The 17,092-nt window shown below is 42.7% G+C and carries 13 protein-coding genes and 1 other annotated feature; of the genes, 7 read left to right on the top strand and 6 right to left on the bottom strand.

From position 1 onward, the window contains the following. Positions 1-9: 9 nt before the first annotated feature. Positions 10-1,710: a septation ring formation regulator EzrA gene (gene ezrA, locus AB5N96_RS06075; RefSeq protein ID WP_499704943.1), complete on the bottom strand. Its 1,701-nt coding sequence runs from the start codon at positions 1,708-1,710 to the stop codon at positions 10-12. Between the two features lie 109 nt (positions 1,711-1,819). Between ezrA and hisJ the strand changes: the two genes are divergently transcribed. Further along, complete coding sequence (gene hisJ / locus AB5N96_RS06070) at positions 1,820-2,623, top strand: histidinol-phosphatase HisJ (RefSeq protein ID WP_204590473.1); 804 nt, start codon at positions 1,820-1,822, stop codon at positions 2,621-2,623. A gap of 9 nt (positions 2,624-2,632) precedes the next feature. Beyond that, positions 2,633-3,112: a free L-methionine (R)-S-oxide reductase MsrC gene (locus AB5N96_RS06065; protein ID WP_204590474.1), complete on the top strand. Its 480-nt coding sequence runs from the start codon at positions 2,633-2,635 to the stop codon at positions 3,110-3,112. 254 nt (positions 3,113-3,366) lie between these two features. Here AB5N96_RS06065 and megL read toward each other — a convergent pair whose 3' ends face one another. Beyond that, positions 3,367-4,599, bottom strand: coding sequence for a methionine gamma-lyase (megL, locus tag AB5N96_RS06060; RefSeq protein WP_499704942.1), 1,233 nt, complete (start codon positions 4,597-4,599; stop codon positions 3,367-3,369). Positions 4,600-4,902: 303 nt separating this feature from the next. On the opposite strand from megL, the gene rpsD reads away from it, so the two are divergent. Next, on the top strand, positions 4,903-5,505 hold the full coding sequence (gene rpsD, locus AB5N96_RS06055; protein ID WP_204590475.1) for a 30S ribosomal protein S4: 603 nt from the start codon (positions 4,903-4,905) through the stop codon (positions 5,503-5,505). A 378-nt stretch (positions 5,506-5,883) separates the two neighbouring features. Here rpsD and AB5N96_RS06050 read toward each other — a convergent pair whose 3' ends face one another. Together AB5N96_RS06050 and tyrS are read right to left on the bottom strand one after the other, a co-directional pair. Beyond that, on the bottom strand, positions 5,884-6,072 hold the full coding sequence (locus tag AB5N96_RS06050; protein ID WP_204590476.1) for a hypothetical protein: 189 nt from the start codon (positions 6,070-6,072) through the stop codon (positions 5,884-5,886). A gap of 102 nt (positions 6,073-6,174) precedes the next feature. After that, the gene (gene tyrS, locus AB5N96_RS06045; protein ID WP_499704941.1) at positions 6,175-7,443 is read right to left on the bottom strand and encodes a tyrosine--tRNA ligase; all 1,269 of its coding nucleotides are present in this window, start codon (positions 7,441-7,443) and stop codon (positions 6,175-6,177) included. A gap of 53 nt (positions 7,444-7,496) precedes the next feature. After that, positions 7,497-7,690: a binding site (T-box leader), on the bottom strand. A 100-nt stretch (positions 7,691-7,790) separates the two neighbouring features. Here tyrS and AB5N96_RS06040 point away from each other — a divergent pair. Next, the gene (locus tag AB5N96_RS06040) at positions 7,791-10,748 is read left to right on the top strand and encodes a transglycosylase domain-containing protein (protein ID WP_499704940.1); all 2,958 of its coding nucleotides are present in this window, start codon (positions 7,791-7,793) and stop codon (positions 10,746-10,748) included. A gap of 86 nt (positions 10,749-10,834) precedes the next feature. Here the strand turns inward: AB5N96_RS06040 and acsA are convergent, their stop codons facing one another. Next, positions 10,835-12,553: an acetate--CoA ligase gene (gene acsA / locus AB5N96_RS06035; protein ID WP_499704939.1), complete on the bottom strand. Its 1,719-nt coding sequence runs from the start codon at positions 12,551-12,553 to the stop codon at positions 10,835-10,837. A 145-nt stretch (positions 12,554-12,698) separates the two neighbouring features. Here acsA and AB5N96_RS06030 point away from each other — a divergent pair, with 145 nt between their 5' ends. From AB5N96_RS06030 to AB5N96_RS06020, 3 genes are read left to right on the top strand one after another with little or no spacing between them, the layout of a single operon-like run. Continuing rightward, complete coding sequence (locus AB5N96_RS06030) at positions 12,699-13,331, top strand: GNAT family N-acetyltransferase (RefSeq protein ID WP_204590480.1); 633 nt, start codon at positions 12,699-12,701, stop codon at positions 13,329-13,331. 11 nt (positions 13,332-13,342) lie between these two features. Beyond that, positions 13,343-13,984, top strand: coding sequence for an acetoin utilization AcuB family protein (locus AB5N96_RS06025; RefSeq protein ID WP_392454090.1), 642 nt, complete (start codon positions 13,343-13,345; stop codon positions 13,982-13,984). Further along, positions 13,960-15,147: an acetoin utilization protein AcuC gene (locus AB5N96_RS06020; RefSeq protein ID WP_204590482.1), complete on the top strand. Its 1,188-nt coding sequence runs from the start codon at positions 13,960-13,962 to the stop codon at positions 15,145-15,147. The genes AB5N96_RS06025 and AB5N96_RS06020 overlap by 25 nt, the downstream gene beginning before the upstream one ends. A 912-nt stretch (positions 15,148-16,059) precedes the next feature. Here AB5N96_RS06020 and ccpA read toward each other — a convergent pair. After that, positions 16,060-17,058, bottom strand: a complete 999-nt coding sequence (ccpA, locus tag AB5N96_RS06015) for a catabolite control protein A (RefSeq protein WP_499704938.1) — start codon at positions 17,056-17,058, stop codon at positions 16,060-16,062. Positions 17,059-17,092 lie beyond the last annotated feature (34 nt).

Below are 17,092 nucleotides of genomic sequence, written 5' to 3'. Positions count from 1 at the left end.
CGGCAGCTTTTAGTGATTCCATTGTTGTTCTTTCATCATCTTTTGAATCTTTTTTAGTGCCCCAGGTTCTGCTTGTTCCACCGCAATTCCAGCTTCTTCAAGAGCCTTTGAGTAGCGTTTTTGACGGAAGGCATGTTCCGCTTCAAGTAGCTTCACATTGACAGCCGTATTTGTAGTCCGGTATCGATTTCCGTATTGAATGATGCGCTCAACTAGTAAGGCATTTTCAAGCATTTCATCTGCTTTCGCAACTGCTTCTTGAACAGCGCCTTCTGCCTTTTTCATATTCGTGTCAACAGTGGTCATATTAAGAGGTACCTCTTGCAAGTTCTGCTCAACGACAAAGATGTTTTCATCCGCTTCTTCAAAGCGTGCATCGATTTCTTCTGGAACGCCTGGTAAGTTCGCCTTTTGCAGGCTGCGTTCTTTTACGTGCAACGTCCGCTTAAGTTCGACAATTTTCGCACGAGCGGTATTCTCATCAATTCGTAAGTTCTTTAAACGGTTGTGGAATTCGCTTTGAATTTCATCTTGTTCACCTGTTAATTGGTCGAGTTCACGCAATTCTTCTTCTAAAGAAGAGTAAGCCGAACGCTCTTCACTCAATCGTGTTTGAATAAGTGTCATTTTTGATTCAGCTGTCGCTAATTTTTCTAAACACTTCACAGGAATCGCTAGTTGCTCGTCTGTTAGATGATAGCTCTGACGGACATAATTCGCTTCTTCTTGTGCTGTGAGTGTTTGTTGTTTTGTTTGATCTAAACGCTCTGCAATTGCAAGGTGATGGTGATCGACATAAGCTTTTGCTTTCACTTCTTTTTCAAGCAAATCATATACTGATTCCAATTCATCTTTCATTTCTTCGACCCGGCGTTTAACTGGCCCAACCGTCAGCTCTGCAATTTGTAGCTTTAGCTGAACTAATTCTGATTCCATCGCATCAAGTTTATGTGAGATTTCTAGATGATCTAAGAAGTACCCTTGTGACTCCATTTCATTTTTACCTGAGCGCAGTTCATGCAGGGTTGCAGGAATCTTTGTGGACACTTCCGAAAACAATGTTGGAATGTCATGAAGTTTCGGGAATAATTGATCGCCTTTTTCACGTAAACGCATCACGACTTCACGTGCACTCATGTAATTCCCTTTCGATGTCAGCTCGTTGTATTCTGCCATCTCAGGTTGGAAGCTTTCAAGTTCTTTTTCAAGCGCTGGAAGAGCCTCTCCAAATGAATATTGATGGGCAAGTACATTTTTACGAGCACTTCGATATTGTTCTTGGATTTGTTCCATCTCAATTCGGTTCTTTTCTTCACTGCCAATCAGGTTATGTAATTCTTCCAAGATGGAATTCATTTTCTGTTCCGCTTTATGTAAACGGTCTCGAATATCTTGTTCGGTTTTCGATGCTTTTCCGAAACGCATTTTGTCGACAAACTCTTCTGTATCAAAAAGTAGGGAGTCGACTTCAGGAATGTCGTGGTCCATTACTTCATTCCAAAGGTTGCGCCAACGCTCAAACATCTCTTCTGTCTGCCCGTTCATATTGAGTTGCTTCACTTTTGTCATCTCTTCAAGTATCGGTTTGTGTTGAATCTGTTGTTTTTTATTGTCCAACTCATTGATTGTGGCGTTATGTTTTCTTCGAAATACAAGAATAACGACAATGGCCACAAGGATGACAATGAGTAGTGGGATAAGATATTCCATTAGAAGCCCCCTGTTCCTTTGTTCCAAACGCTTGTTGTTCTTCTAGTTTACCATGTTATGTTAAGATTGTTTCAATCTATTGTAACTATTTTTTGAGAGGATTTTCAAGATGAGACGTGACGGACATATTCATACACCGTTTTGCCCACATGGCTCTAAGGATAGTTTTGCCTTATATTGTGAACGAGCCATAGAGCTTGGCATCAAAGAAATCAGTTTTACCGAGCATGCCCCCCTTCCAGAAGGCTTCGTCGACACAACGCCAACTCGTGATAGTGGAATGGACTTACGAAATTTAGAATCCTATGTTACAGCTGTACGTTATGTGCAAAAAGCCTACTCTACTGACTTGGTCGTGAATGTGGGCTTAGAGGTAGATTATATCGAAGGATTTGAACGTGAGACAACCAGCTTTTTAAACACGTACGGTCCTGAGCTTGACGATAGTATTCTATCTGTACATTTCTTAAAGCTTCCTATGAATGAGTATGTTTGCATTGACTACTCAAAGGAGCTTTATTTAGAGACAGTCGCGCAACTGGGTTCTGCCGATCAGTTCTATTCACTTTATTACGCTACTGTGCTAAAATCTATTACAACTTCTCTCGGAAACTGGAAACCCAAAAGAATCGGACACTTTTCACTCATCCATAAATTCCAACACGCTCTGCCATCCTTCCCTGATGACACTGAGCAGTTGTTGCGCATTGTCGAAGCAATTAAGGACGCGAATTTAGAGATAGATCTGAATAGTGCAGGCTATGCAAAATCATTTTGTAAAGAGCCTTATCCTCCTCTACATATAGCACGCATTGCGAAATCTAAAGGAATCCCACTTATCTTTGGGTCCGACGCTCACATTGCACGTGATCTTCACCAGTTTTCGGAGCACTTTACTGAATTAGAGAAATGAGGAATGATGATGTTCACACAACAAGCTTATTCGGCTTCATTAGAAGAAAATTACGCACTTCTTGCTAAACAATTGGATGCGCTACTAGACGGTGAAACGAATCAAATCGCAAACTTGAGCAATGCTTCTGCTTTGTTAAATCAATTTTTGGATGATACGAATTGGGTTGGCTTTTATTTGATGCAAGACGGTGAACTGGTCCTCGGGCCTTTCCAAGGACTTCCGGCTTGTGTACGAATCGCAGTTGGACGCGGAGTTTGTGGAACAGCTGTAGAGAAAAACGAAACACTTCGTATTGAGGACGTTCATGCCTTCCCTGGACATATTGCATGTGACGCGGCTTCGAACTCTGAAATCGTTATTCCGCTTGTGAAAGACGGCGAAGTCATCGGTGTATTAGATATCGATAGTCCTTCAAAAGCACGTTTTACGGAAGTGGATCAAGCTGGTCTTGAAACGTTTGTTGATCATCTGATGAAACATATCTAATTTTAAGTATAATTCGGAAAACCCTACAGCCAGAACGGCATTTCCTGGGTGAGTTTCCCCGAGCCTCCCCACGTAAGCTGAAAGAAGAGCACTTTCATCTTCGTTGCCGGGTCTCGAGAAAACTCAGATGGCCCGGGAAATGCCGTTCTGGCCTCCGTGTTTAATCAAAACAAAAAGCCTTACTCATATAAACTATTGAAAAGGGAGTTTCTCATGATAATTGAGAGACTCCCTTTGTGCGTGTTTTTTTTAAATTAGAATTGACTGGTGCCTTCTTTCGTAATAGCTTGAAAAGCTTTTTGTAAATCTTCGATGATATCATCCATGTCTTCAAGACCGACTGATAAGCGCAGCATGCCATTGTCGATTCCCATCGCAATTCGATCGTTTTCTGGTACTACAGAATGTGTCATCGTAGCAGGGTGTTGAATCAAAGTCTCCGCGTCGCCTAAACTTACTGCTACGTGGATTAGCTGCAACTGATTTAAAAATCGCTGGGCCGACTCGGTTCCTCCTTCTACTACAAAAGAAATCAAACCTCCCCCAGCAGTCATTTGTTTTCTCGCAATTTCCACTTGTGGATGGGCATCATCAAATGGATAGAATATCTTGGTGACACTCGGCTCAGTTTTCAAATACGCGAGCAATTTCTCAGCATTTTTCACATGGCGATCCATACGTACGTGAAGAGTTTTCAAACCACGCAAAATGAGCCAAGCATCAAATGGTGAAATAATTCCGCCGTAATCTTTTTGAACGGACATTCGAATTTGCTGCATCTCGTCTGCATCTTTTCCAACTAAAATACCTGCAATGACATCCCCATGACCATTCAAGTATTTCGTTGCACTGTGCAATACGAAGTCTGCGCCAAGTTCAAGCGGCTGTTGTAAGTACGGTGAGCAAAATGTATTATCCACAACCACCCGTATTCCACGTTCAATTGCCACTTCACACACCAGCGCTAAGTCCACGATTTCCATCGTTGGATTGATTGGTGACTCTACATAAATTACTGTCGTATTCTCTTGGATCGCCGCTTCGATTTGCTCACGTGAAGCTAGTGCTGATAGTGAATGTGTAATAGCGTATTTCGTTTCAAAAATACCGAGCAGTCCAAATGTGCATCCATAAAGACCTTTTGAACAAAGTATATGATCTCCCGTCTTTGTGAGATGAACAAGAATGGTACTAACTGCTGCCATTCCTGAACCGAATGCTAGTGCGCCTCCACCTTGCTCAAGCGCCATCATACGTTTTTCCAATACATCGACTGTCGGGTTACCAAGGCGTGAGTAAATCCCCCCTGTTTCTTCCCCTGCAAATCTTCGTTGTCCTTGTTCAGCACTGTGAAAAGTAAATGTTGACGTTTGGTAGAGCGGCACTGTCAAACTGTCTTGGTGGTTGGCAGGATCCATCCCCTCATGGATCAAGCGTGTATCTTTTCTCATATGTTCAAGCACCCCTTTGAATGTAAACGCTTTCATTATTAGTTTACTCCGATAGAGGAAGTTCTGGCAATGGTTTTCCAAGAAGTCAGACCAGTAAAACTTGCTTGTCTAGCGAATCCTCTTGACAGTCAACAGTGGAAGTTATACAATGGTCTTTGTGTAAAATAAACGCAGCAGTTGTATGGCCATGAGCCGCTAGTTTGTCCCACTCTATGTGGATGTGATACGTAACCCTTCGGCTGCATGGGCGAAATCACCAGATGACAAAATAGCCTTTTGACTGAATACAATTGGTTTTTATTTTACAACAAAATAAAACCAACAGAGGAGGAGACTACTATGTCTCGTTATACAGGTCCATCATGGAAACTGTCTCGTCGCCTTGGAATTTCTCTAAGCGGCACAGGTAAAGAATTAGAAAAGCGTCCTTACGCACCAGGTCAACACGGCCCGAACCAACGCAAAAAAATCTCTGAGTACGGCTTACAGCTTCAAGAGAAGCAAAAACTTCGTCACTCTTACGGATTAAACGAGCGTCAGTTCAAAACTTTATTCAACAAAGCTGCTAAGTTACAAGGTAAGCAAGGTGAGAACTTCATGATTCTTCTTGAAACTCGCTTAGACAACTTAGTTTACCGTTTAGGTCTTGCTCGCACTCGTCGTGGAGCTCGTCAACTAGTAAACCACGGTCACGTTATGGTCGATGGCGCACGCGTTGATATTCCTTCATATTTAGTAAAACCAGGTCAAGAGATCTCACTTCGTGAAAAATCTCAAAACCTTACTGCTGTAAATGAAGCGATTGAAGTAAATAACTTCGTACCTGAATACTTAGAGTTTGACGCTGACAAAAAAGTTGGTAAATTCACTCGTCTTCCAGAGCGTAGCGAATTATCTGCTGAAATCAACGAAGCTCTTATCGTTGAGTTCTACTCTCGTTAATCTGAGTAACTGCCTCCCTTTATGGGGGGTTTTTTTTATTTATCTTGTAAGTCGTCCACCTATCGAAACTGACCGAACAGTAACAAGCACATGAAAAATTCATTTTCACTGATTGCTCAAGGTTTTATAAATGGTTGGTAAATGGTGACAGGTACCAAATGGGAGCTGCTGGTAAATGGTGACAGGCACCAAAGGCTAAATGGTTGGTAAATGGTGACAGGTACCAAATGGGAGCTGCTGGTAAATGGTGACAGGCACCAAAGGCTAAAGAAACCCTCCCAGGAAATGGCGACCTGGGTGGAGGGATTTCGTAACTAAAAGCACCAGAACGAAATACAAAAACCCTGCCGCTCAAAATTTGAGCGACAGGGTTTTCAATTACATAATTTCTTTAAAGATATAGCCATTCAAACGCTCATCACGTGTTACTTCGAGCTCGTCTCCAGGCTTTGCTTTGATCGTAAATTTATCCTTAGGAATAAAAATTCGTTCATTTGTTTCTTTCTCATTTAAAATGACAAAGAAATCATCAATTAGATTAACTACACAAATTTTTGTTTGAGACATACCGGTACTCCTTGCATAGGTTCATATATACTGTAAGTGTACCACATATACATCACAAAAAATTAGTCAATTTTGATTTTTTTCACTAATTATTACTACCATCTACTGTAAGAAATGTATCATCTTATAGTTTTTCTTTCCTCTTCTTACAATTAGGAATTGATCGTCTAGACGATCTGAACCACTCACCATATATGCAACATCCGTTACTTTTTCCCCATTTAGTGAGATAGCCCCATTTGATACATCTTCACGTGCTTGACGTTTCGATGGGGAGACCCCTGCTTCAATCAGCAAATCCACAATGTTTTTCTCTTCTTTTGTAACTTCTGCGGACGGTACATCTTTGAATGCATCTTTCATTTCCGCGACAGATAGTTCTTTCAGGTTTCCACTAAACAATGCTTGTGAAATACGAACAGCCTGCTCGTGTGCATCCACCCCATGAATCAATTCTGTCATCTCTTTTGCAAGGCGCTTTTGTGCTTCTCGAAGATGTGGCTGCTCTTCTACTGCTTTCTCAAGTTCTTCAATTTCAGTACGCTCGATAAACGTAAAGATTTTCAAGTATTTAATCACATCTGCGTCTGCAGTGTTGATCCAGAATTGGAAGAATTCATATGGAGAAGTTTTAGAGGCATCTAACCAAACTGCTCCTCCTGCTGTTTTTCCAAATTTTGTCCCATCTGCTTTTGTTACTAGTGGAATCGTGATACCGAATGCTTTTGCTTCTTCATCATGTGTTTTACGAATCATTTCAAGTCCTGTCGTAATATTCCCCCACTGATCGGATCCACCAATCTGCACACGACAGTTGTGGTGATTGTACAAATGATTAAAGTCAATTCCTTGAATAAGTGTGTATGCAAATTCAGTGAAAGAAAGACCAGAATCTAAACGAGATGAAATCGAATCTTTTGCAAGCAAGTAATTGATATTCACAAGTTTACCGTAATCGCGTAAGAAGTCGATGATCGTCATCGAGCTGATCCAGTCTTTGTTGTTGACCATCTTGGCACCGTTGTCTGTGTCAAAATCAAAAATTCGTTTCATTTGTTCAGCAATCGCTGCGACATTTTGATCGACTTGTTCCATCGTCTGCAGTTGGCGTTCCTCAGAGCGTCCAGATGGATCTCCGATTGTTCCTGTTGCTCCACCCACTAACAGGATAGGTTGATGCCCATGCATTTGAAAGCGACGCAACGTAAGTAGTGGCACAATGTGGCCGATATGCATACTGTCAGCTGTAGGATCAACTCCACAGTAAAGGGCTACTTTCTCTTTCTCAAGAAGAGCGGCCATTCCCTCTTCATCCGTTTGTTGATATAACAAGCCTCTCCAGCTTAAATCGTCTAGTAATTGTTTTGACATTGTTTTTCCTCCTTTTTGCGATTCTCAACAAAAAAGTCCCTGCATCAAAAAGATGCAGGGACGCTTGTTTGCGCGGTACCACCCAGTTTAGAAAGGAGCTATCTCCTTCTCACTCGAATGACGTTAACGCCGTCATACGTCAAGCTCCTAAACTGTACTTCACTTATGGGAATGTCTGGTTTGCAGCACCCACCAGATTTCTAATGGCATCATCCAAAAGCTACTCGCATTTATTCATCGCTTAAATATACCCCTATTTTACCGATTTCCATAGAGTTGTCAATAACTATCGAAATTTACTTGCTAAATATGGTATAATGAAGTGATTTTTTAGGGGGTGCACGACCTTGAGTTTGAAGGAACGATTAGATAACTGGACCCGTTCGAAATGGGCCAAAGCATTACGTATCACTGGAAGTGTTTTTTGGAATCTGGCATTGATTGTTCTCGTTCTGTTTCTAGTACTTGGTGCGTTTGGTGCATCTGTTGGTGCAGGTTATTTTGCAGCTCTTGTCAAAGACGAGCCGTTGCGATCACCTGAACAGATGAAAAACGCCGTATTTACGTATGAAGAGACATCTGAAATCTATTTCAAAGATAATAATTATTTTGGGAAGATGCGAACGGATCTCGAGCGAACAGAAACAAAGCTCGATGCCGTCTCTGAGAATGTCTTAAATGCAGTATTTGCAACAGAAGATGAATATTTTGAAGTACACGATGGAATCGTGCCGAAAGCTGTTCTTCGCGGATTAGTACAAGATATTACAAATGCGGACACTCAGACAGGTGGATCCACACTGACGCAACAAATCATTAAAAACCAAATCCTCACTAATGAAGTTTCTTACTCTCGTAAAGCAAAAGAGCTACTATTGGCTATGCGCTTAGAAGAATATATGGGGAAAGATGAAATTTTAGAAGCATACTTGAACATCATTCCGTATGGTCGAAATTCAAGTGGACGCAATATTGCTGGGATCGAGACGGCTGCGCAAGGGATTTTTGGTGTAGAAGCAAAAGATTTGAACCTCGCCCAAGCCGCTTACATCGCAGGAATTCCACAAGCTCCTTATCGCTACACACCTTTCACTAGTAAAGGTGAGTTAAAAGATGCTGAAGGATTACAACCTGGAATCGACCGGATGAAGACGGTTCTCTTCCGTATGAATGAGACAGAGTATATTACGGATGCTGAGTATCAAGAGGCTCTAGCTTATGACATTACAAAAGACTTTAAACCACGTGAAGCTTCTACGTATGAAGACTTACCTTGGTTAACGATTGAAGTTGAAGAACGAGTCACGACAATCATGGCAAAAATCTTAGCCGAGCGTGACGGTCTTGATCCAGACCGCGTAGATGGCGACTCCTCTCTTCGAACAGAATATCGTCAACTAGCACGTCAAGAAATTGCTACTGGTGGATACCGCATCCACACAACGATTGACGAAGGCTTAATGCGAAAAATGGAAGAAATAAAAGACTCTTACGATATGTATGGGTATACACGTGTGAAAGAAGTAAAGAACGAAGAAACTGGTGAAATTGAAACAGTTGAAGAACCGGTTCAAGTTGGTGGAATGCTTTTAGAAAACCAAACGGGTCGTATTCTTGCCTTCATGGGTGGTCGTGACCATAACCTTGAAGCCTTGAATCACTCTACGACTGCCTTCCGTTCTCCTGGTTCCACATTCAAACCTTTAATGGTCTATGCTCCAGCCATTGAGTACGGACTTGTAGGTGCAGGTTCACCGGTGGTCGATGTAAAGTTCTCATTAACAGATGCATCGAATTCTGGTTGGGAACCGTCGAACTACAATCCGAACCAAGAAAAAGGAATCATTTCTGTACGTAGTGCTTTGACAACTTCTCAAAACTTAACTGCGGTTCGCTTGTATGATGAAGTCAAACAACGCCAACCGATTGATTTGCTACACAAAATGGGCTTTAGCAGTGTAGAAAAGAAAGAGAATGACTACCCTTCTATCTCTATTGGAGGAACAACGACAGGCGTCACTATTGAAGACAATACAAATGCATTTTCGATGTTTGCGAACAATGGATCATTTGTCGATGCTTACTTAATTGAAAAAATCGAAGATTTTGACGGCAACGTCGTATTTGAGCACAAAGCTGAGCCTGTTCAAGTATTTAGTCCAGCGACTTCTTACATCATGAACGATATGATGCGCGATGTATTTGATGAGGGAACAGCAACTGTTGCCAATTCTCGTCTAAAATTTAACTCAGACTTTGCTGGAAAAACTGGTACAACACAAGACCATAAAGATTCTTGGTTGATCGGCTACAATCCAAACGTGACATTGAGCGTATGGCTCGGATATGACAATTACAACTTTAAAGCAGGAGATAACACACTGTTCTATATGAACAACACGTATGGTCATCCTTCTGTTCGCTCGAATACTTTATGGGCGAATATTATGAACGGACTGTATGATGTAAATCCAGAATTGATTGCTGCACCGAATAAAACGTTCCAACGTCCTGAAGGTGTGGTAGAACGATCATTCTGTAGTATTTCTGGTCTTGCACCATCATCTGCTTGTTCTAATGCAGGACTTGTACGTTCCGACTTATTTAACGCAGCTGCTTTCTTACCAACTAAACCTGATGATAGTTTAGTGAGCTCATCGTATGTAACAATCAATGGCAATCGCTACCGTGCTCTTGACAGCACACCACAAGAGTTCGTTGTGAGAGGCGGATTTGGTGTAAGCGAGTCCTTCATTGAACGTATGCTTGGTCGCTTCGGTGGCAACGCGAGTAAGTTATTCCCTGAGAACTCAGGTTTTGCTTCAAATGTAGTTTCAGAAGATGTATTCCAAGCAGATGATGCAGCTCCATCTGGTGTAACAGCTTCCGTTTCAGGAGATGTTATGACATGGACAGATTCTGGTTCTGCTGATGTTGTCGGATACTATATTTATCAAGGCTCTACACGAATCGCAGCTGTTCCACAAGCTAGCGCAAACCGATACACACTTGGTGGATTTGGAGATTACTCTGTTCGTGCAGTCGATATTACAGGTAAACAATCTGCGCCATCAAATGCCGTTACGCGTGAGCGCCCTGAGCCAGAGCCTGCTCCAACTCCTACCCCAACAACTCCACCTGCAACTGGTGGCGGGGATGGCGGCGGAAATTCTGGTGGTGGTAACTCTGGCGGTGGCAACTCTGGCGGCGGGAATGGCGGAGGCACTGGCGGTGGAGATGACACGGATCCAGTCGACCCGGTAGAACCTGAAGAGCCAGAAGAACCCGAAGAAGGTACTGAATAGAATAAAAGTTAGAGCATAAGTGCATCATAGAACATACGAAAGGGAGTTTCTCAAAATTTGAGAAACTCCCTTTTTGCTTTACCTTTTTAATCTTCCATTGTCGATAAGTCACCCGTCGGTAGATTCAATTCCCACGCTTTTAAAACGCGACGCATGATCTTTCCACTTCGTGTTTTTGGAAGTTTGTCTTTGAATTCAATTTCACGAGGAGCAGCATGTGCAGCCAATCCTTTTTTCACGAACTGCTGAATCTCAGCGACCAGCTCATCCGATTGCTCATAGCCTTCGTTTAAAGCGATGAACGCCTTTATGATTTCACCGCGGACCGGATCTGGTTTTCCGATGACGCCAGCTTCCATAACAGCCGGATGTTCAATTAATTTACTTTCTACTTCGAACGGCCCTACTCGCTCACCTGACGTCATGATGACATCATCCACGCGCCCCTGGAACCAGAAATACCCGTCTTCATCCATATACGCCGAATCTCCCGAGAAATACCATTCATCGTTCATGAAATACGAGTCATACTTCTCTTTATTGTTCCATACTTCTCGCATCATCGATGGCCAACCTTTTTTAATGGCTAGATTCCCCATTGTTAGCGGTGGTACTTCATTTCCTTCGTTGTCGATGATAGCTGCATACACGCCTGGAATTGGTTTCCCCATCGAGCCTGGCTTGATTGCCATCGTCGGGTAATTACAAATCATCTGACCTCCTGTTTCAGTCATCCACCATGTGTCGTGGATACGAAGCCCAAATACTTGCATGCCCCATTTCACAACTTCTGGATTTAACGGCTCCCCAACCGATAACAAGTGGCGAAGAGTTGATAAGTCATACTCTTTTACAAGGTTGTCCCCTGCTCCCATCAACATGCGGAAAGCTGTCGGTGCACTATACCAAACTGTCACACCATAGTCTTGAATTGCTTTATACCACGCATCTGGTGAGAAACGTCCACCTAAAATAAGAGATGTTGTTCCTGTCAGCCAAGGACCAAAGATTCCGTATACAGTACCCGTAACCCAGCCTGGATCCGCAGTACACCAGTAAATATCATTCTCTTTCACATCCATGACCCACTTCATCGTGTGGTAGTGTTGAACCATCGCACCATGTACATGTAAGATTCCTTTTGGCTTACCAGTAGAACCCGATGTGTAATGAAGCACTAAACCATCTTCTTGATCAACCCACACCGTTTCAAACTTGTCACTTGCTTCTTGAAGGCCTGCTGTAAAATCAACATACTTCTCATCAAATGAATCATACTCCCCAACGAGGAAGATTGTTTCAAGTTTTGGAAGCTTGTCGACAGGTACGCGACTGAGAAGTTCTGGAGTAGTCACTAATACTTTCGCATCGCTGTCATCTAAACGGTCATACACCGCGCCTTCCATGAATGCTTCAAACAAAGGCCCTACAATTACTCCCATCTTTAATGCACCTAAAAGTGCAAAATACAACTCCGGTGAACGTGGCATGAAGATGAACATGCGGTCCCCTTTTTCAAGAGATGAATATTTAGAAAGCGTATTTGCCGCTCGGTTTACATTGCGCATCATTTCGTAAAACGTATAGCTTTCCTTACGATCATTGTCTTGATAAAAGAGCGCCACTTTATTCTTGTTTGAAGAATATGCATGACGGTCAATCGCCTCATGTACAATGTTCATTTTCCCCGTCTTGTGCCAGTCAAATACCTCAGATGCACTATCCCATGAGAAATCTTTTGAGAACGATTCATACTCCGAAAGATTATAGTTTCCTTGAACTGCTGCTAATGTTTCCAGTTTCATACTGTCACCCCTTCTATGTAAGTACCCCCTTATTTTACCTAAAGTTATTTCGTTTGTACAACTATTCTGAATGTTTCTTGAAAGCGCACACATTTTCTAGGGTATACGGTATAATGGATAAGAGTAAAATGAAGGTGGTGTGCATGTGATTCATAAAAAAACCTACAATGCCATTGAAGTGAAGACAAAACACGGAACTGTAATCGTAGAAGGTCCTGTGCCAAGTGAGGAAATTGCTTCTTTGCAGTTTCACGAGGATTTGACCTCTTTCCGTGTCCCCGATCAACAACATAAAGCAATTATCGATATTGCAAAGTTACCGGAAGGCCGTTTGATTATTGTTCGAGAGCAAACAACTATTGTCGGGTATGCGACATTCTTGCACCCAGACCCTCTTGAACGCTGGTCGAAAGGAAACATGGAAAATTTGATTGAACTCGGTGCAATCGAAGTGATTCCGAAATACCGAGGAAGCGGAGTAGGAAAAAGTCTTTTAAAGGTTTCGATGATGGACGATGCGATGAACGATTACATTGTCATCACAACGGAATATTATTGGCACTGGGATTTAAAAGGAACAGGTTTAAACGTATGGGAATACCGAAAAGTAATGGAAAAAATGATGAATGCGGGTGGACTTGAATATTTCGCTACAGATGACCCAGAAATTAGTTCGCACCCGGCAAACTGTTTAATGGCTCGCATCGGCTCACGCGTCGATAATGATTCTATCCAACAATTTGATCAGCTACGATTTATGAATCGTTTCATGTACTAGGAGGCTCGCTCATGATTATCGAAGAAATTATGAATACGGATGTGGCTACGCTCCTTCCCACGCAAACATTGAGAGAAGCGGCTGCCACACTTCGAGAAAAAAAAATACGCCACATTGCAGTTGTGAATGACGAACGCGAAGTACTCGGTGTCATTACTGATCGTGATATCAAACAAGCAACACCTTCAAATCTGTTGGATTCAGATGACTATAGCGTGCTTGATACACCGATTGAAAAAATCATGACTCCAAACCCTATTACTGGTCATCCTCTTGACTTTGTGGAAGAAACCGCTACCATTTTTTACGACAATCGTATCGGGTGCTTACCAATTGTCAGTAAAGGAAAACTTGTGGGAATGATTACAGAGTCCGACATGCTTTATAAATTCATTGAGTTAACAGGCGTTACGCAACCCGGTTCTCAAATTGAAATCCGTGTTCCAAATAAATCAGGTGTATTGTTTGAAGTCTCTAAAGTATTTTACGAACACCGTGTAAACGTCTTGTCTGTACTGGTCTATCCTGATAAAAAAGACGAGCTCTACAAGATTCTTGTAATTCGAGTAAAAACGATCAATCCCCTAAAGCTCGTTTCTGCTCTTGAAAAAGAAGGGTTTGACGTCATATGGCCAAGTCACCCGACACTGTAAACGAAGCTGTATTTGTCTATTCAGAAGACCAATTGGGGTACCGGTTTTCAGATACACATCCATTCAACCAGAAACGTTTGACACTGACGGTTGATTTATTAACAAAAATGAATGCGCTTTCAAAACAACATATAGTCGAACCTCGTATGGCCACTGACGAAGAACTCGCGTTGGCACACGACATGCGCTATATCGACGCTGTAAAAAAAGCGAGCGAGCCAGATTGCAATGCAGAGGAATTTGAAGCGTACGGCATTGGCACGGAAGATACGCCACTATTTGTTGGCATGCACGAAGCAAGTGCCCGTCTTGTCGGAAGTACATTGACTGCAGTCGACTATGTAATGGAAGGTAAAGCGAAACATGCGGTTAACTTGGGTGGTGGCCTGCATCATGGATTCCGAGGAAAAGCTTCAGGATTTTGTGTTTATAACGATAGCTCTGTAGCAATTCGGTATATGCAGCAAAAATACAATGCTCGCGTTCTGTATATCGATACGGATGCGCATCATGGGGACGGTGTACAATGGTGTTTTTACGATGACCCAAATGTATGCACAATCTCGATTCATGAGACAGGTCGCTACCTTTTCCCTGGAACGGGGAATATCACAGAGCGTGGTTCAGGTGAAGGCTATGGGACTTCGTTCAATTTCCCAATCGATGCCTTCACAGAAGACGAATCGTTTTTAGAGATTTACCGTGCTGCATTCCGGGAAATCGTAGAGCATTTTAAGCCAGATGTGATTTTGACGCAAAATGGTGCAGATGCTCATTACTTTGATCCTCTTACACATTTATATGGAACAATCGAAACCTACAAAGAGATTCCTAAACTAGCGCATGAACTTGCGCATGAATATTGTGGGGGGAAATGGATTGCGGTTGGCGGCGGCGGTTATGATATTTGGCGCGTAGTCCCTCGTGCATGGTCGCTGATCTGGTTGGAAATGTCGGATCAACCGGCACCTACTGGGGAGTTACCAAAAACGTGGTTAGAGCGATGGGAGCAAGAAAGCCCAGTCCCCCTCATACCGACATGGGAAGATCCGTCCCCTCTTTACGAAGCTATTCCTCGTAAAGCAGAAATCACAGAGAAGAATCAGCAGATGTTAGAGAAATCTTTGTACATTATTCGGAATGAGAAAAAGATGAGTCTTTAGATGTGGAGCCGACTGGTCAGAAATTGTGCGAGAAGACAGCGTGGACTGTGAAGCGCTTTTTGCTTCATAGGCCGCGATGGCTTCTTGCGGGATTTCTAGGAGGCGAAACTCGATTCCATTTAGATGTGGAGAACGCCACTCTAGAAACTCCGAGGAAATCAGACGTGCCCGTGAAGGCGCTCTTCAGCCTTTGCGGGTGCGGCTGATTCCGGAGCGTGTTTCTGGCGTTAGCAACTCGATTCCATTTAGATGTGGAGAACGCCACTCTAAAACGTTGAGTTCCACTGCGGGGCTGCTTTCCGTGGGCGCTGCGTGAGCTTCCTCGTCGCAAGCGCCTGCGGGATCTCACGGCAGACTGGAATCCCACTGGAGTCAACCCCTCCATTCCACTCAACTTTAGTTTTTATCACAGAATCTTTTAGAAGCTCTTTGACTTTAGTGCACTACTACGGTGATTACTACATTAATTCGGCTGATCGTGACGTTAGCAGCTTCCATTATGACGTTAGCGAAGCTCATTGTTACATTGCTCATATTATGGAAACTAATTGTACAGCTGCAAATGTATTTCAAACAAATACTACAAAAAAGGCCCCCACCAGAAAAGAAATTTCTGGTTGGAGGCCTTTTTTAGCGTCTAATTAAATATAGTTTAGGATAGCGAGTGCATGCTAATTAACTGGAGAGAAAAATTCTATGATCTTCTTCTTGAAGAAATGTTGAGATAAATTAAAATGACTTTTGTATACTAACTGAGCCCGTAAGCCAGGACGTCATTTCCCGGGCTATCGGAGTTTTCACGAGACCCGGCAACGAAGCTGAAAGTGCTCTTCTTTCAGCTTACGTGGGGAGGCTCGGGGAAATTCCCCCTGGAAATGGCGTTCTGGATGGAGGGCGACTTAAATTCAAGTATTATTTCACTGACTGACGTTCTTCGAGACGGTACGGCAAAATAACTGTACCCTCTTCGACTTTTTCATTGTTCATGTACTTCGTAAGTAAACGCATCGAAACCGCACCAATATCATATAGAGGCATTGCAATACTTGTTAATTGCGGGCGCACCATACGGGTTAATTTTGAATCTTCAAAACTGATGATTTCAATATCACCTGGGACATCTAGATTTGCATCTTTTGCGCCTTGCAAAATGCCGATTGCAATCTCATCATTTCCTGCAAAATAAGCAGTTGGAGGTTGCTTTAGGCTTTGGAGTTGTTCAAACGCACGAATCCCTTCCTCATATGTATTCTCGACCTCTACAATCAAGTCCGAGTCTACTTCAAGGTCTGCAGCATCCAAAGCTTTCTCGTATCCTGTGAGCTTGTGCAAACGATTAATGGATGACTTCAACGAACCGGTCACATAAGCAATTCGTTGATGACCGTTTTGAATTAGTCGTTCAACAGCTTGAACTGCCGCTTCATGATATTCGATATTCACAGAAGGCGTATCCGTCGCTTGATCTAAAGTCCCTGCAAGAACCATCGGGATAGATGAACGTTTCATTTCATCACGGAGCTCATTTGATAATTGATCACTCATCAACACTACGCCATCCACTTGTTTACTCAATAAAGTCGAGAGCAGTTGCGCTTCTTTTTGAGGCTGTTGGTCTGAGTTGGTCAGAATAATGTTATAGCGATACATTGTTGCGATATCTTCAATTCCACGCACAAGTTCTGCATAAAAGACATTCGAGATGTCGGGAATAATAACGCCAACAGTTTTTGTTTTTTTACTTGCTAATCCACGTGCTACTGCATTTGGACGATAATCAAGACGTTCAATGACGGCAAGAACTTTCTGGCGAGTTGCCGGCTTTACATTTTGGTTGCCATTTACTACACGTGAGACTGTAGCCATTGAGACATTTGCTTCACGTGCTACATCATAAATCGTGACTGTCATGGTTTTCTCCCCTTTGTCAGGTACTATTTAACTT

The organism is Chryseomicrobium imtechense (assembly GCF_041475995.1).
GTDB lineage: Bacteria > Bacillota > Bacilli > Bacillales_A > Planococcaceae > Chryseomicrobium > Chryseomicrobium aureum.
Note: the sequence above shows the minus strand (reverse complement) of the source record. Positions and strands in the feature narration are given on the sequence as shown.

Excerpts from the sequence above, each read along its gene's own strand:
- megL (WP_499704942.1), bottom strand. The coding sequence starts at position 4,599 with ATGAAAGCGTTTACATTCAAAGGGGTGCTTGAACATATGAGAAAAGAT.
- acsA (WP_499704939.1), bottom strand. The coding sequence starts at position 12,553 with ATGAAACTGGAAACATTAGCAGCAGTTCAAGGAAACTATAATCTTTCG.
- AB5N96_RS06050 (WP_204590476.1), bottom strand. The coding sequence starts at position 6,072 with ATGTCTCAAACAAAAATTTGTGTAGTTAATCTAATTGATGATTTCTTT.
- hisJ (WP_204590473.1), top strand. The coding sequence starts at position 1,820 with ATGAGACGTGACGGACATATTCATACACCGTTTTGCCCACATGGCTCT.
- rpsD (WP_204590475.1), top strand. The coding sequence starts at position 4,903 with ATGTCTCGTTATACAGGTCCATCATGGAAACTGTCTCGTCGCCTTGGA.
- tyrS (WP_499704941.1), bottom strand. The coding sequence starts at position 7,443 with ATGTCAAAACAATTACTAGACGATTTAAGCTGGAGAGGCTTGTTATAT.
- AB5N96_RS06020 (WP_204590482.1), top strand. The coding sequence starts at position 13,960 with ATGGCCAAGTCACCCGACACTGTAAACGAAGCTGTATTTGTCTATTCA.
- ezrA (WP_499704943.1), bottom strand. The coding sequence starts at position 1,710 with ATGGAATATCTTATCCCACTACTCATTGTCATCCTTGTGGCCATTGTC.
- AB5N96_RS06065 (WP_204590474.1), top strand. The coding sequence starts at position 2,633 with ATGTTCACACAACAAGCTTATTCGGCTTCATTAGAAGAAAATTACGCA.
- ccpA (WP_499704938.1), bottom strand. The coding sequence starts at position 17,058 with ATGACAGTCACGATTTATGATGTAGCACGTGAAGCAAATGTCTCAATG.
- AB5N96_RS06025 (WP_392454090.1), top strand. The coding sequence starts at position 13,343 with ATGATTATCGAAGAAATTATGAATACGGATGTGGCTACGCTCCTTCCC.